This window comes from Billgrantia zhangzhouensis, assembly GCF_021404465.1.
Lineage (GTDB): Bacteria > Pseudomonadota > Gammaproteobacteria > Pseudomonadales > Halomonadaceae > Halomonas > Halomonas zhangzhouensis.
In genome coordinates this window covers 45,646-58,483 of sequence record NZ_JABFTT010000001.1, presented here as the reverse complement: position 1 = coordinate 58,483, position 12,838 = coordinate 45,646, and the positions used below count along the sequence as shown (strand labels likewise).

Below are 12,838 nucleotides of genomic sequence, written 5' to 3'. Positions count from 1 at the left end.
CTGTCCGTAGATTGCTAGACGCCTAGGCGTGCCAGTAGGGCGTCAGCGTCCTGCTCGATGCCCTTGCGGTCGTAGCGAGCCATCACCTGGCCATGGTCGATGAGATAGAAATGGTCGGCCACGCTCATGGCGAAGTGCAGGTTCTGTTCCACCAGCAGGATGGTGTAGCCCTGCGTCTTGAGGAGGCGGATGGTGTCGCCGATATGCTCGACGATACTGGGCGCCAGCCCTTCGGTAGGCTCGTCGAGCAATAGCAACCTGGCCCCGGTGCGCAGTGTGCGTCCTATGGCGAGCATTTGCTGCTCCCCACCGGAAAGTTTGGTCCCCGGGCTGTGAAGCCGCTCGCGCAGGTGAGGAAACAGATCGAGCACCTGCTCAGTGCTCAGTCCGCTATCGTCGATCCGTGTCGGTAGCTCGAGGTGCTCCCTGACGTCGAGTGTGGCGTAGATGCCGCGATCCTCGGGGCAGAAGGCCACGCCGTGGCGGGCAACATGGAAGGGGCGCAGGCTGATGGTTTCGACACCGGCAAGCCGGATGCTGCCCCGTCGCCGCGGGACGATGCCCATGATTGCTTTCAGTGTCGTGGACTTGCCGGCACCGTTGCGGCCCAGCAGGGTAATCACTTGTCCCGCCGGTACCTCCAGGTCGATACCGTGCAGCACGTGGCTTTCACCGTACCAGGCATGCAGGTCGCGGATCGCCAGCATGGGTTCGGGGGCGTGTTCCATGGCGGCTTCAGTCATGGCGGGCCCCTCCGATGTAGGATTCGATCACGCGTGGGTCGCGCGACACGGTAGCGTAGTCACCCTCTACCAACACCTCGCCGCGAGCCAGCACGGTGATGCGGTCGCAGAGCTCGGCCACCACGCCCAGGTTATGCTCCACCATCAGCACCGAGCGTCCTTCGGCCACGCGGTGAATCAGCTCGGCGGTGCGGCCCACGTCCTCTGTGCCCATGCCGGCCAACGGCTCGTCGAGCAACATTACCTCGGGGTCGAGCGCGAGGGTGGTGGCGAGTTCCAGGGCTCGCTTGCGCCCATAGGGCAGCTCAGCGGCAGGAGTGTCGGTCCACTGCCCCAGGCCGACGTCGACCAACAGTGCCATGGCGCGTTCACGATGTTGGTCTAGGCGGTGGTGCGAAGCCCAGAAGTCGTAGGACTCGCCGCGCTGGCGTTGCAGCGCCAGCTTGACGTTCTCCAACGCACTGAGGTGGCCGAATACGGCGGATATCTGAAACGAGCGGACCATGCCCAGTCTGGCCACTTGATCCGGCTTGAGATGCGTGATGTCACGCCCCTTGTAGAAGATGCTGCCGGCGCTGGGCTCGAGGAACTTGGTCAGCAGGTTGAAACAAGTGGTCTTGCCCGCACCGTTGGCGCCGATCAAGGCATGGATGGTGCCGGGTTCGATCCGGATGGAGATATCGCTGACTGCCGTAAAGCCCCGGAAGTTCTTGGTGAGGCCCCGGGTCTCGATGATTGCCTCTGCCATCGTGTACTCCGCCGTTATTATTGTCCGTTGGTCTAGTCTCGGGTGACGGAGCAGCCGGCACGGGCCGACGGCTTTCGTCAGTTTCAGTGTTGACACGGATGATAAGCAGCGCCATGGCTGCAGAGCACGTGTGGCTATCCGAAACGCACATGAATGGAGGGCCGACGGGCAAGAGGACAATGCGTGGCCGAAAGGCATGAAGGCCAGCCGGCCCCCTCGGCAAGGATCCGGCTGGTGAAGCACCAAGCTGTGTGTGGCAGTAGGCTCAGGTGGTCAGCACCCGTTCCTCGTCGTACTGCGCGGCGATGTCGTTCACCGAGATGCAGGTGTACTTGAGCACGAAGAAGGCCAGCGTGGCGGGGCAGGTGAAGCTCTCCTCGAAGCGCTCCACCTGGCCACCGTAGCCGCGGGTGACGCTGGCGCGATAGGCGTTGCCTGCCTTGGTCAGCTTGACCGTGGCCTGGCGGTCAGCCTCCTGTTTTTCCAGCACCAGTTCGCGCTGCCGGGTCAGCAGTTCGTCAAGCATCTTGCCTCCTTCGCGCTCCTCGGGCGTGGCCCACACCTCCTGGTCCCGCTTGCCGTATTGGAACAGCATGATGGCCGGCAGCACGGAAAAGATGCCCCCGGTCAGCAGCCAGGTCAGCTCGGCGCCGGGAGGATGCAGCGCGAACACGGCGAACAGCTGCACCACGAAGGCGGCTGCGAGGATACCCGCCAACGGGCGCCACATGCGCGGGTTCATCACCGGCTTGCCCAGGGTATGGCCCCACAGGCCGGCCGCCACCAGGGCACCGAGTGCCAGGGTCGCCACGCCCCAGATCGGGCCGCCGCCCACCAGCAGGGCAATGGCACCGATCGCCACCAGCAGGCTATAGAACACCGCCAGCAATATGTACGCTCGTTCCAGGGTCATGCGTCACATCTCCTTTATCCGGTTGCCTTGGATGGCAACGCCGTCGTCATTCGACTTGTTATTCGAGATTGCAGCTCATTCGAGCCATGTCGTCATGGGGTGGCGGCCGGTGGCCGCCGGGTCAGCTTCGCACACACTTCTTCTATCGCCCTCAGCATAGCGAGGCCGAGCGTTGGCTGCACCGTTACAGTGAGGGATCGTCGACTCCCACACGTTCGGGCACGAACCAGCGCACCGGGCGCAGGTCTTTCTCGATCAGCTCTTCCACCTGCAACAGGGTGGCGAAGATCGCCATACGTACCGGAATGCCATTGTCGGTCTGGCGGAAGATCGCCAGGCGCGGGTCGCCGTTGAGATCCACGTCGAGGTCGTTGGCATCCGGGCGGCTGTCGCGGGGCAACGGATGCATGACGATGGTGTCGCGGCCGCAGCGCTTGTCCATGAAGGCGCGATCGACGGTGAAGTTACGCGACAGGCTGAAGTCCTCGCTCATCTCGGCGGTGAAGCGCTCCTTCTGGATGCGGGTGGTGTAGACCACGTCCACGTTGGCATAGTCGTCGGCCAGGCTGGTGCGCTGTTCGACGCGGTGGCCGCGGGAGGCGACCAGATCGATGAGGTAATCGGGCATCTCCAGCCCCGGCGGGGCCACCAGCGTGATGCGCATGGGATCGTAGAGCGACAACAGCTTGATCAGCGAGTGCACGGTACGGCCGTACTTGAGGTCGCCGGTGAGCAGTACGTGGGCGCCGGCGAGCTGCTTGCCCAGCCGGGTGAATTCCTTGTCGATGGTATAGAAGTCGAGCAGCGCCTGGCTGGGGTGTTCACCGGGGCCGTCACCGCCGTTGATCACCGGCACGTGCGTGGCGGCGGCGAACTCCGCCACTGAGCCCTGGTCAGGGTGGCGCATGACGATGGCGTCGCAGTAACCGCTCATCACCCGGCTGGTGTCGTAGAGCGACTCGCCCTTGGCCATGGAGGAGAAGGTGAAGCCGGTGGTGTCGCACACGCTGCCGCCCAAGCGACAGAAGGCGGCATGGAAGCTGACCCGGGTGCGGGTGCTGGCCTCGAAGAACAGGTTGCCGAGCACGGCGCCCTCCAGCACCCGGGTGACCTGGCGACGTTGGGCGATGGGCTCCATGCGGGCGGCGACGCGCATCAGGTGGTCGACGCTTTCGCGGGTCAGGGAATCGACGGAGAGCAAGTGGCGACTCATCGAGGGCCTCGAAGATGGCAGTGAAGGATGGCCGTAGTGTAACGCTCCCGGCTGTGCGCTTCACGAGGTGCGACGGCATGAGGCTCAACGGCCGACCAGCTCGGCCAACTGCCGTGCATGAGCCTTCACTTCGCGTATCGCCCGCTCGGTATCGAGGTCGTCCATCGCCACTACGCCCACGCAGGCCTCGATGCCGGGGCGAAACTGCGGCGTAGCCACGGGGCTGGCCACGCCTACTGCGCCGCGCTGTAGTTGGCCGCGGGTCAGGCTGTAGCCGTCGGCGCGCGCCTGACGCACCGCCTCGCTGTCATCGTCTCGCGGGGTTCTCCCGGCGAGAATGGCGATGCCCGCGGCTCCCAGCAACAGCGGGTGGCGGCTGCCGACCCGGTAGCCGACCCGCAGCAGGCCCTCCTCCGGCTCCGCCACCAGCAGCACCACGCACTCTTCGCCCTGGGCCACCGACACGAAGGCGGTGGCTCGGGTCGCTTTGGCCAACGCTTGCAATAGCGGCTGGGCCACGGCGCGCAGTTGCGGCTCGAAGCGCGAGGCCAGCAGCGAGATGCCGGCGCCCAGGCGCAGTGCGCCCTCGCTGGTACGTGCCACCAGCCCGTGCTGTTCCAGGGTAGTGGCGATGCGATAGGCGATGGCGCGGTGCACGTCCAGCCGCTCGGCGAGTTCGGCGACGCTGATGCCTTCGGCGTGTTCAGCAACGATCTCCAGCGCGTACAGGCCGCGATCCAGGGTTTGTAGGGTAGTGGCCATCGAACGGCATCTCTCGAATTGATGGTGGCAAAGCAGGGTAGCGCAGCCGGCGGGGATTGACGTCCCCGGACAAACTGCCTATGTTTTCTTTCGTGTGTCGTTAAACGATACCAAGTGTGCGATAAAAGTAAATAGGCTCGGCAGTAAGCTCAGCCACGCATGACAGTAACGATTCCAGGCGACAGCCACGCGGGAGGCATCATGACATCAGCAACACAGCGGAACGCTACCGGTGCGGGCGGCTGCCCTTTCCATGCCGCCAGTGAACCGTCGATGGCGCCCAACGGTTGCCCTGTGTCGCCCCAGGCGGCGGCCTTCGATCCCTTCGGCCGCCCCTACCAGCTCGACCCCGCCGAGGCGCTGCGCTGGTCCCGCGAGCAGGAACCGGTGTTCTACAGCCCCCGGCTCGGCTATTGGGTCGTAAGCCGCTACGACGACATCAAGGCGATCTTCCGCGACAACCTCACCTTTTCGCCGTCGATCGCGCTGGAGAAGATCACCCCGGCGAGCGACGAGGCCCTGGCGGTGCTCAAGCGCTACGACTACGGCATGAACCGTACCCTGGTGAACGAGGATGAGCCGGCTCACATGGCGCGGCGCCGCGAGCTGTTGGAGGCCTTCACGCCCGAGGCGCTGGAGGCCCATGCACCGATGGTGCGCCGTCTGGTGCGCGAGAAGCTCGATGCCATCATCGACCGCGGCCGTGCCGACCTGGTCGCCGAGATGTTCTGGGAGGTGCCGCTCACCGTGGCGCTGCACTTCCTCGGCGTGCCCGAGGAGGACATGGAGCAACTGCGGCGCTTCTCCGTCGCTCATACGCTCAATACTTGGGGGCGCCCCTCGCCGGAGCAGCAGGTCGAGGTGGCCGAGGGCGTCGGCAAGTTCTGGCAGTACTCCGGCGAGGTGTTGAGAAAGATGCAGGCCCGGTCGGAGGGGCACGGCTGGATGTACGACATGATCGAGAAGAACCGGCACAAGCCGGATGTCGTCACCGACAACTATTTGCACTCGATGATGATGGCGATCATCGTCGCCGCCCACGAGACCACGGCGCTGGCCACTGCCAACGCTTTCCGCCAACTGCTGTCGCGCCCCGTGGTGTGGGCCGATCTGTGCGACAACCCGGCGCTGATTCCCGCCGCGGCCGAGGAGTGTCTACGCCACTCCGGCTCGGTGGTGGCCTGGCGGCGGATTGCCACCCGCGAGGTATCGTTGGACGGCGTGATCATCCCCGAGGGCGGCAAGATCCTGATGGTCACCGCTTCGGGCAATCATGATCCGGCCCACTTCGAGAACCCCGACGAGCTCGACATCTACCGCGACAACGCCGTCGACCACCTCACATTCGGCTACGGCAGCCACCAGTGCATGGGCAAGAACCTGGGACGCATGGAGATGCGTATCTTCCTCGAGGAGTTCACCCGGCGCCTGCCGCACCTGGAACTCGAGGAGCAGGAGTTCACCTTTCTGCCCAATACCTCCTTCCGTGGTCCCGAGGCGCTGTGGGTGCGCTGGGACCCGGCGCAGAATCCAGAGCGCCGCGACCCGGCGGTGCGCGACGCCCAGCGCGACTTCCCTGTCGGGGCGCCTTCGCGTCAGGACATCGCCCGGGAAATGGTGGTTGCCAAGGTGCATACGGCGGCCGAAGGCGTATTGCAGATCGCCCTGGAGGATCCACATGGGCGTCGCGTGCCGGAGTGGAGCCCCGGCTCCCACGTCGACCTGATCGTGGGCGACTATGTGCGCAAGTATTCGCTGTGCGGCGAGGTGGAGGATCCCTACTGGTTGCAGATCGCCGTGCTGCGCGAGGAGGCCGGGCGTGGCGGCTCGGCCTGGATCCACGAGCACCTGAAACCGGGCATGCCCCTGCGGCTGCGGGGGCCCAAGAACCACTTCCACCTCGACGAGACGGCCGATCGCCACGTGCTCATCGCCGGCGGCATCGGCATCACGCCGATCATCGCCATGGCCGATCGCCTCAAGCGGTTGGGCAAGCCCTTTGAACTGCACTATGCCGGTCGCTCGCGCTCCAGCATGGCCTTTGTCGAACGCCTCGAACGTGACCATGGCGAAGCGCTGCATCTCTACCGCAAGGAGGAGGGTGAACGGCTCGATCTCGCCGGCCTGCTCGCCGAGCCCCGCGCAGGCACGTTGCTCTATGCCTGCGGCCCCGAGCGCCTGCTCGCGGCACTCGAGGCCGGCACCAACCATTGGCCGGAAGGCAGCCTGCGCATGGAGCACTTCACTGCCGAAGGCGCGCTGCTGGACCCGGAGCACGAGCATGCCTTCGAGGTCGAACTCACCGACTCCGAGCTTACCGTCGAGGTGGCCGCGGATCGCACCCTGCTGCAGGCCCTGCGTGCCGCCGGCCTCGACGTGCCCAGCGACTGCGAAGAGGGCCTGTGCGGCTCCTGCCAGGTCGAGGTGGTGGAGGGCGAGATTGATCATCGCGACAAGGTTCTCACCGCCGCCGAGCGTGCTGGACAGGACCGGCTGATGAGCTGTTGCTCACGTGCCAAGGGCAAGAAACTGGTGCTGGCCCTCTAATCCCCAACACAACCACAACACGCAAGACGTACGCTAACCCTGACAACCGGGACTCATGAGGAACGACAATGAAAATGAAGATGCACAAGCTCACGACACTGACCGCGCTGACCGCACTCTCCCTGGGCGCCTTTCAGGGCGCCGCGGCCACCGAACTGACGGTGAGCACCTGGGCTGGCCCCAACCACGGCGTCAACTCCATCGTCTGGCCGACCTGGGGCAAGTGGGTGGAAGACGCCACTGAGGGGCGCGTGACCGTCAACGTGGTACACGACATGGGACCGCCCAACGCCCAGATGGAGCTGATCGCCGATGGCGTGGCCGACGTCACCTGGCTGTTCCACGGCCTGATGCCGGGACGCTTCGAGCTGACCAAGCTGCCCGAGCTGCCGACCTTCGAGGATTTCTCCTCGGAAGCCGCCTCGGTAGCCTATTGGCGCACCCACAACGAGTACTTCGCCGAGGCCGGCGAGCATCGCGGCGTCGAGGTGATCGGCGTGGGCGTGCACGGACCGGGCTCGCTGTTCCTCAATGCATCGATCGACAGCCTCGAAGATCTGAACGGCAAGCGCGTGCGTATCGGCGGCGGCGTGATGGGGGACATCTCCAATGCGCTGGCGCTCACTGGCGTGGCGCTGCCGCCAGCCAGTACCTACGAAGCGGCGACCCAGGGCGTAGTCGACGGGGCCATGCTCACACTCGAGGGCCTCAAGAGCTTCCGCCTGGCCGAGGTGCTGCCCTATACGGTGCAGATGCCGGGTGGCTTCTATCGCGGCAGCTTCTCGCTGGTGATCAATCCGGATACCTGGGCGTCGCTCTCCGACGAGGATCGCGAGGCGATCCAGAACGTTTCCGGCGAGAAGCTTTCGCGGCTGTTCGGCTACATGATGGACGTGGTCGACGTGCGCGGCATCGAGTTCGCCGAGCAGCAGGGCAACACCTTCATCGAGCTGCCGGCCGAGGAGATCGAACGTTTCCAGGAGATGGCCGCCGACCTGCCGGGAGCCTGGATGGAAGCGGCCGGCGCCAAGGGAGTCGACGGTGAGGCCGCCCACGCCTACTTTTTCGAGCAACTGGATGCCGCCCAAGGCGAGGAGGGGCTCTCCGCCGATGAGGTGACCGATCCCGAGGCGTAACCTGCGATCTTTCCCTCGCTCATATTCTCCACGCATGCGAGCACGGCCCGGCCGTGCTCGCTGCGTCATGGTCGGCACGATTTAAGTTTCAAATGAAACTATTTTGACCTTGGTCAATGTTGCCGAGCGTTCGTGGGCCGATACTGGGACAAACGCACATTAGGGGAGAACAGCATGTCCCAGGCAGTCAAGAACACATGGTGGAACCGTCTCTGCGAAGGCAGTTATCGCGCCTCCACCCGGCGGCTGGTACGCGAGATCGAGGCGGAATCACCACAGGTCTACAGTGAGATGCTGCGGGACCTCGAAATGCCGCTGGAACCCGCCTTCGAACGTGAGATGGCACGCCACCTCGACAGTGGCGGCTTTCGCGCCTTCGTGCCGGCCGACACCCTGATGCCGCCCATGCTGCAGCGCTTCGGCCTCGAGCAGGCCAGCGTCGCCGAGCATGCCAGCTACCCGAGCCTGCGCGGCAACTGCAACGCCTGCCCGGTGGCCGGCCACTGCTGGGGCGCCATGCGCCGCGATGCCGGGATCGACGAGTGCCGTGCCTTCTGCCCCAACGCCGCGGCCTTCGAGCGGCTGGTCGAGACGGCTTGACGTCGCCAGTCGGCGATCACCACAGCGACAGCAGCACGCCGGGCCAGGGCACAGGCGCCCAGCACCTTGAGCATGCCTACGCCGAAGCGGAAGATCGCCAGCAGGGCTGCCACCGACAGCACCAGGGCGGCCACGTGTAGGCCGAACCACACCGCCAGGTTGAGTACTACGCCCACGACGGCAGCGGTGATGGCGGTCATGGCGCCGCTCAGCGCGGCGTTGTCGCGCAGGCGCTCCACGTAGGGGGCACCGATAAAGATCCACAGAAAGCAGAGCACGAAGGTGACCCAGGTGGTGAGGATTGCCGCCAGGGTGACGGCCAGCCACGGGTCGAGGGGGGCGGCTTCGCGGAAGGCACCCATGAAGCCGACGAATTGAACCACCTGGATCAGCGGGCCAGGCGTTGTCTCGGCCATGCCCAGGCCGTCGAGCATCTCTCCCGGGGCCAGCCAGCCGTAGTTCTGCACCGCGGCCTGGGCCACGTAGCTCAGCCGCATAGGCACCGCCGAAGGTCACCACCGCCATCTGGCTGAAGAAGGTGGCGATCTGGCTGAAAACCTTATCCGGCCCGAGCGTCAGCAGCAGCGGACCACCGGCGTCAGCCACAGCGTCAGGCAGATAGCCGATATCCTGAGCGACCAGGCACGGTTGGGCTGCGCGTGGTCGGGTAATTCGGCGCCCAGCAGGGAGTCGCCGTCGGCCAGGCCGCTCGCACCCTCTGGCCCATGTCCGCCACCGACACGAAACAGCGGGGAGCCGGCCTTGCCGCCGACGAAACCGATCAGCGCCGCGCCCAGGATGATCAGCGGAAAGGTGATGTCGAGAAAGAAGGTCGCCAGGAATACGGCCGCGGCAATGCCCAGCATCACATTGTTGCGCAACGCGCGCTTGCCAATGCACACCACTGCGTTGATGACGATGGCCAGCACCGCCGCTTTCAACCCGAAGAACAGCCCCTTCACCATGCCCATATTACCCAGCGCGGCATACAGGTAGCTGAGCGCCAGGAGGGGCAATGAAACCGGGCAGCACGAACAGCGTGCCGGCCACTAGCCCGCCTTTGGTGCGGTGCATCAGCCAGCCGATATAGATCGCCAGCTGCTGCGCCTCAGGCCCCGGCAGCAGCATGCAATAGTTGAGCGCGTGCAGGAAGCGATGCTCGCCGATCCAGCGTTTCTCCTCGACCAGGATGCGATGCATCACCGCGATCTGCCCGGCCGGGCCGCCAAAGCTGAGCAGGGCGATGCGCAGCCAGACGCGAAAGGCCTCGCGGAAGGGAACGTCGTGTGGCAGGGGCGGTGGCATGCTGTCTCCAGTCAGGGCAGGGCTCGAATCGAGGTCAAGCCTATCCTAACTGCTCAAGATGACGGAATCTGTAACTGCGTATTCACCGCCGCCGACACAATGCCACCAGCCGCGCCTTGGAGGGCACGCCGAGCTTGGCGTAGGCACGCTTGCGGTAGGTTTCAGCAGTGGAGAGGGCGATATCGAGTTCGGCGGCGGCGGTCTTGAGGGTATGGCCGCGCAGTAGATAAAGACAGAGCTGGCGCTCGCGCTCGGAGAGCGGAGCGAGGATAGCCGACTCCTCGGGACTCGCCCGCTGCGACGAGACGGGCCTGGCCTGGGCGTAGTGGCGGCGCATCAGGCTGGCCAGCAGCGGCGCCAGGGCATCCAGTCGCGCCAGGTCGTGGGGCGCGAAGGGGCCGGCCTCACTGCCACGGTAGAGATTGAGATAATAGACACTCTGTTCGCCGGGCAGGGTCAGCGAGACCTTGTCGACCAGGTCGGGGAAGGCGAACAGGTGGCTGCGATAGGCTTCCGGCATGGCGTCAGCCTGCATCGGCGTGATTTCGGTGTCGGTCTTCTCGCCCTCGTCAGCCATCAACTGGTGCAGGCGCTGGTAGTTGGGATCCTGGCGGAACAGGCCGCCGGTGTAGAGCTCCGCCAGGCGGCCGGCCACCCGCGGTGAGCGCCGGTTGGCCGCCAACAGACAGTCGACATCGTCGCGACCATCGAAGGCGAACACCATGCACTGCTCGATGCCCACCGCCTGGCGCAGCAGGGCCAGCAACGCCTCGTCGAAGCCTGCCTCGCCCAGTCGCGCCACGCACTCGGCCATGGCCGGCATCAGCCCCGGCCAGCCGGTGATTTGCTCGTTGCTGGTTTCGCTCATTCGTCGCTGCCTCTCGCCGCGTACTGTCCCGGCTTTTACGGGACACCGGCCGGGTCGCTCCCGGGGTAGTCTGTCGCTAGACACAACGCCAATTGGAGCCGCCATGCGACCCGCCGGACGCGCCGAGACCGACTCGCTCTATTTCGATTATCCCCACTTTCCCTTCGTTCGTCCTCCTGAGCTGGATGGCCGGGCGGTGCGTCATCGGGTGGCCATCGTCGGTGCCGGTCCGGTGGGCGTCACCGCCGCCCTGGAGCTGGCGCGCCACGGCATCGAGAGCGTGGTGCTCGACGACAAGGCCACCGTCAACGACGGCTCGCGGGCGATCTGCATCTCCCGTCACAGCCTGGAGATCCTGCAGCAGCTTGGCGTCGACGCCCCTTTCGTGGCGAAGGGCCTGGGCTGGACCCAGGGCCGCACCTACTTTCGCGACCGCGAGATCTTCCGCTTCGAGATGCCCCACTCCGAGCAGGAGCGCTTCCTGCCGATGATCAACCTGCAGCAGCAGTACATCGAGCAGTTTCTGATCGACAAGGCCATCGAGAGCGAGCTTGTCGAGCTGCGCTGGCAGAGCGTGGTGACCGGTGTGGTCCAGAATGAGAGTGGCGTGACCCTCGAAGTGTCCACCCCGGAGGGAGATTATTGCCTCGAGTGCGACTACCTGCTGGCCGCCGACGGCGCGCGTAGCGTGGTGCGCAAGGCGTTCGGCCTGGCGCTGCACGGCGAGGCCTACGAGGGCCGCTACGTGATCGCCGACATTCGCTTGCGCTCCGACTTTCCCACCGAGCGGCGCGCCTTCTTTCACTCCCGCGCCCTGCCCGATACCACCCTCCTGGTGCACAAGCAGCCCGACGACATCTGGCGTATCGATTACCAGCTCGGCCCCGAGGAAGATCCGGGCCAAGCGGTGGCAGAGACGAGTATCCGCGAGCGGGTGGGCCTGATCGTATGCGAGGTGCTGGGCGAGGGTGACGACTGGGAGCTCGAATGGTGGAGCCTCTACAAGGCCTACACCCTGGCATTGGATGATTATCGACACGGAAGGGTGCTGTTCATCGGCGACAGCGCCCACTTGGTGCCGATCTTCGGCGTGCGCGGCCTCAACAACGGACTGGCCGACGCCGCCAACGCCGGCTGGAAGCTGGCCTGGGTGCTCAAGGGGCTGGCGCCGAATCGACTGCTCGACAGCTACAGCCCGGAGCGCCGCGGCGCCACGCTGGATGTCTTCGCCAATGCCGGCAAGAGCACCCGCTTCATGACGCCGCCGAGCCGGGGCTACCGGCTGATGCGCGACGCTGCCCTGGCGTTGGCGCTACATAACGACTATACCAGCGGCTTCGCCAACCCGCGCCAGGTCACGCCCTACAGCTACGCCGAGAGCCCGCTGACCTTGCGCGACGATGCCGGCTTCGACGTCGGGCCGATCCCCGGCGCACCGTTGCCTAACCGCCGACTGGGCGAGGATGACTACCTGCTCGATCATCTGGGCAGCGGCTTTACCCTGTTGCACTTCAGTAGGGATGGCGACGTTGACACCGCGCTAGATGAGCGGCTGGCCGCGCTGCAAGCCCGGGGCCAGGCCGTCGAGCTGCTGTGCGTGGCCCGCGAGCCGGGAGCCGAGGGCGCACTGGTGGATAGCGACGGTGGCTTGTTTGCCGCCTATGGCGCCGAGGCCGGCAGCGCCTACTTGGTGCGCCCCGACCGCCACGTGGCGGCGCGCTGGAAGCGCCTCGACCCTACCGGTTTCGAGCTCGCCTTCGCCACTGCCTTGGGAGAAGAATGACATGACCCATACCACACTGCCCTTTGCCGACCTGGAGCGAGTCTACGAAACGCTGGCCGAGACCCTGGATGCCCTGCCCGAGGCTCAGGAGCGGCTCTTTCTGGCCCAACTGGCCTTGGCGCTGGCCCACCGCGTAGGCGATATCGAGCGGGTCATGGCCGCCCTCGAGGAAGCGCGGCGTGGAGGCCGCTAGCTAACGCAAAGACGAATCATGCCGTGG

13 protein-coding genes are annotated in these 12,838 nt (G+C 65.6%); 4 read left to right on the top strand and 9 right to left on the bottom strand.

The genetic code is table 11. The annotated features are described in order from the left end of the window. Positions 1-14 precede the first annotated feature (14 nt). From HOP51_RS00265 to HOP51_RS00245, 5 genes are all read right to left on the bottom strand, one after another. Positions 15-743: an ABC transporter ATP-binding protein gene (locus HOP51_RS00265; protein ID WP_234271950.1), complete on the bottom strand. Its 729-nt coding sequence runs from the start codon at positions 741-743 to the stop codon at positions 15-17. Next, positions 736-1,491 carry an ABC transporter ATP-binding protein gene (locus tag HOP51_RS00260; RefSeq protein WP_234271949.1) on the bottom strand — a complete coding sequence of 252 codons (756 nt, stop codon included), beginning with the start codon at positions 1,489-1,491 and terminating at the stop codon, positions 736-738. The genes HOP51_RS00265 and HOP51_RS00260 overlap by 8 nt, the downstream gene beginning before the upstream one ends. A 265-nt stretch (positions 1,492-1,756) precedes the next feature. Next, complete coding sequence (locus HOP51_RS00255; RefSeq protein WP_234271948.1) at positions 1,757-2,404, bottom strand: hypothetical protein; 648 nt, start codon at positions 2,402-2,404, stop codon at positions 1,757-1,759. Positions 2,405-2,588: 184 nt separating this feature from the next. Continuing rightward, positions 2,589-3,617 carry an aspartate carbamoyltransferase gene (locus tag HOP51_RS00250; protein WP_234271947.1) on the bottom strand — a complete coding sequence of 343 codons (1,029 nt, stop codon included), beginning with the start codon at positions 3,615-3,617 and terminating at the stop codon, positions 2,589-2,591. A gap of 84 nt (positions 3,618-3,701) precedes the next feature. After that, on the bottom strand, positions 3,702-4,379 hold the full coding sequence (locus HOP51_RS00245; protein WP_234271946.1) for an IclR family transcriptional regulator: 678 nt from the start codon (positions 4,377-4,379) through the stop codon (positions 3,702-3,704). 201 nt (positions 4,380-4,580) lie between these two features. Between HOP51_RS00245 and HOP51_RS00240 the strand changes: the two genes are divergently transcribed. Further along, positions 4,581-6,926, top strand: coding sequence for a cytochrome P450/oxidoreductase (locus HOP51_RS00240; protein ID WP_234271945.1), 2,346 nt, complete (start codon positions 4,581-4,583; stop codon positions 6,924-6,926). 80 nt (positions 6,927-7,006) lie between these two features. Continuing rightward, on the top strand, positions 7,007-8,062 hold the full coding sequence (locus HOP51_RS00235; RefSeq protein ID WP_407061766.1) for a TRAP transporter substrate-binding protein: 1,056 nt from the start codon (positions 7,007-7,009) through the stop codon (positions 8,060-8,062). A gap of 455 nt (positions 8,063-8,517) precedes the next feature. Here HOP51_RS00235 and HOP51_RS21130 read toward each other — a convergent pair whose 3' ends face one another. From HOP51_RS21130 to HOP51_RS00215, 4 genes are all read right to left on the bottom strand, one after another. After that, positions 8,518-9,159 (bottom strand): chromate transporter, encoded by a 642-nt coding sequence (locus HOP51_RS21130; protein WP_234271943.1) that lies wholly within the window; start codon positions 9,157-9,159, stop codon positions 8,518-8,520. Positions 9,160-9,237: 78 nt separating this feature from the next. After that, positions 9,238-9,633, bottom strand: coding sequence for a hypothetical protein (locus tag HOP51_RS21125; protein ID WP_338073026.1), 396 nt, complete (start codon positions 9,631-9,633; stop codon positions 9,238-9,240). A 1-nt stretch (position 9,634) separates the two neighbouring features. Beyond that, entirely contained in the window at positions 9,635-9,967 is a 333-nt protein-coding gene (locus HOP51_RS21120) for a chromate transporter (RefSeq protein ID WP_234271941.1), read from the bottom strand. An 82-nt stretch (positions 9,968-10,049) separates the two neighbouring features. Then, positions 10,050-10,835 (bottom strand): helix-turn-helix transcriptional regulator, encoded by a 786-nt coding sequence (locus HOP51_RS00215; protein WP_234271940.1) that lies wholly within the window; start codon positions 10,833-10,835, stop codon positions 10,050-10,052. A gap of 103 nt (positions 10,836-10,938) precedes the next feature. Between HOP51_RS00215 and HOP51_RS00210 the strand changes: the two genes are divergently transcribed. Further along, a complete protein-coding gene (locus HOP51_RS00210; RefSeq protein ID WP_234271939.1) occupies positions 10,939-12,618 on the top strand; it encodes an FAD-dependent monooxygenase in 1,680 nt (559 codons plus the stop codon). A 1-nt stretch (position 12,619) separates the two neighbouring features. Next, positions 12,620-12,811 (top strand): DUF2783 domain-containing protein, encoded by a 192-nt coding sequence (locus HOP51_RS00205; protein WP_234271938.1) that lies wholly within the window; start codon positions 12,620-12,622, stop codon positions 12,809-12,811. Positions 12,812-12,838 lie beyond the last annotated feature (27 nt).

Excerpts from the sequence above, each read along its gene's own strand:
- HOP51_RS00265 (WP_234271950.1), bottom strand. The coding sequence starts at position 743 with ATGACTGAAGCCGCCATGGAACACGCCCCCGAACCCATGCTGGCGATC.
- HOP51_RS00260 (WP_234271949.1), bottom strand. The coding sequence starts at position 1,491 with ATGGCAGAGGCAATCATCGAGACCCGGGGCCTCACCAAGAACTTCCGG.
- HOP51_RS00255 (WP_234271948.1), bottom strand. The coding sequence starts at position 2,404 with ATGACCCTGGAACGAGCGTACATATTGCTGGCGGTGTTCTATAGCCTG.
- HOP51_RS00250 (WP_234271947.1), bottom strand. The coding sequence starts at position 3,617 with ATGAGTCGCCACTTGCTCTCCGTCGATTCCCTGACCCGCGAAAGCGTC.
- HOP51_RS00245 (WP_234271946.1), bottom strand. The coding sequence starts at position 4,379 with ATGGCCACTACCCTACAAACCCTGGATCGCGGCCTGTACGCGCTGGAG.
- HOP51_RS00240 (WP_234271945.1), top strand. The coding sequence starts at position 4,581 with ATGACATCAGCAACACAGCGGAACGCTACCGGTGCGGGCGGCTGCCCT.
- HOP51_RS00235 (WP_407061766.1), top strand. The coding sequence starts at position 7,007 with ATGCACAAGCTCACGACACTGACCGCGCTGACCGCACTCTCCCTGGGC.
- HOP51_RS21130 (WP_234271943.1), bottom strand. The coding sequence starts at position 9,159 with ATGCGGCTGAGCTACGTGGCCCAGGCCGCGGTGCAGAACTACGGCTGG.
- HOP51_RS21125 (WP_338073026.1), bottom strand. The coding sequence starts at position 9,633 with ATGGGCATGGTGAAGGGGCTGTTCTTCGGGTTGAAAGCGGCGGTGCTG.
- HOP51_RS21120 (WP_234271941.1), bottom strand. The coding sequence starts at position 9,967 with ATGCCACCGCCCCTGCCACACGACGTTCCCTTCCGCGAGGCCTTTCGC.
- HOP51_RS00215 (WP_234271940.1), bottom strand. The coding sequence starts at position 10,835 with ATGAGCGAAACCAGCAACGAGCAAATCACCGGCTGGCCGGGGCTGATG.
- HOP51_RS00210 (WP_234271939.1), top strand. The coding sequence starts at position 10,939 with ATGCGACCCGCCGGACGCGCCGAGACCGACTCGCTCTATTTCGATTAT.
- HOP51_RS00205 (WP_234271938.1), top strand. The coding sequence starts at position 12,620 with ATGACCCATACCACACTGCCCTTTGCCGACCTGGAGCGAGTCTACGAA.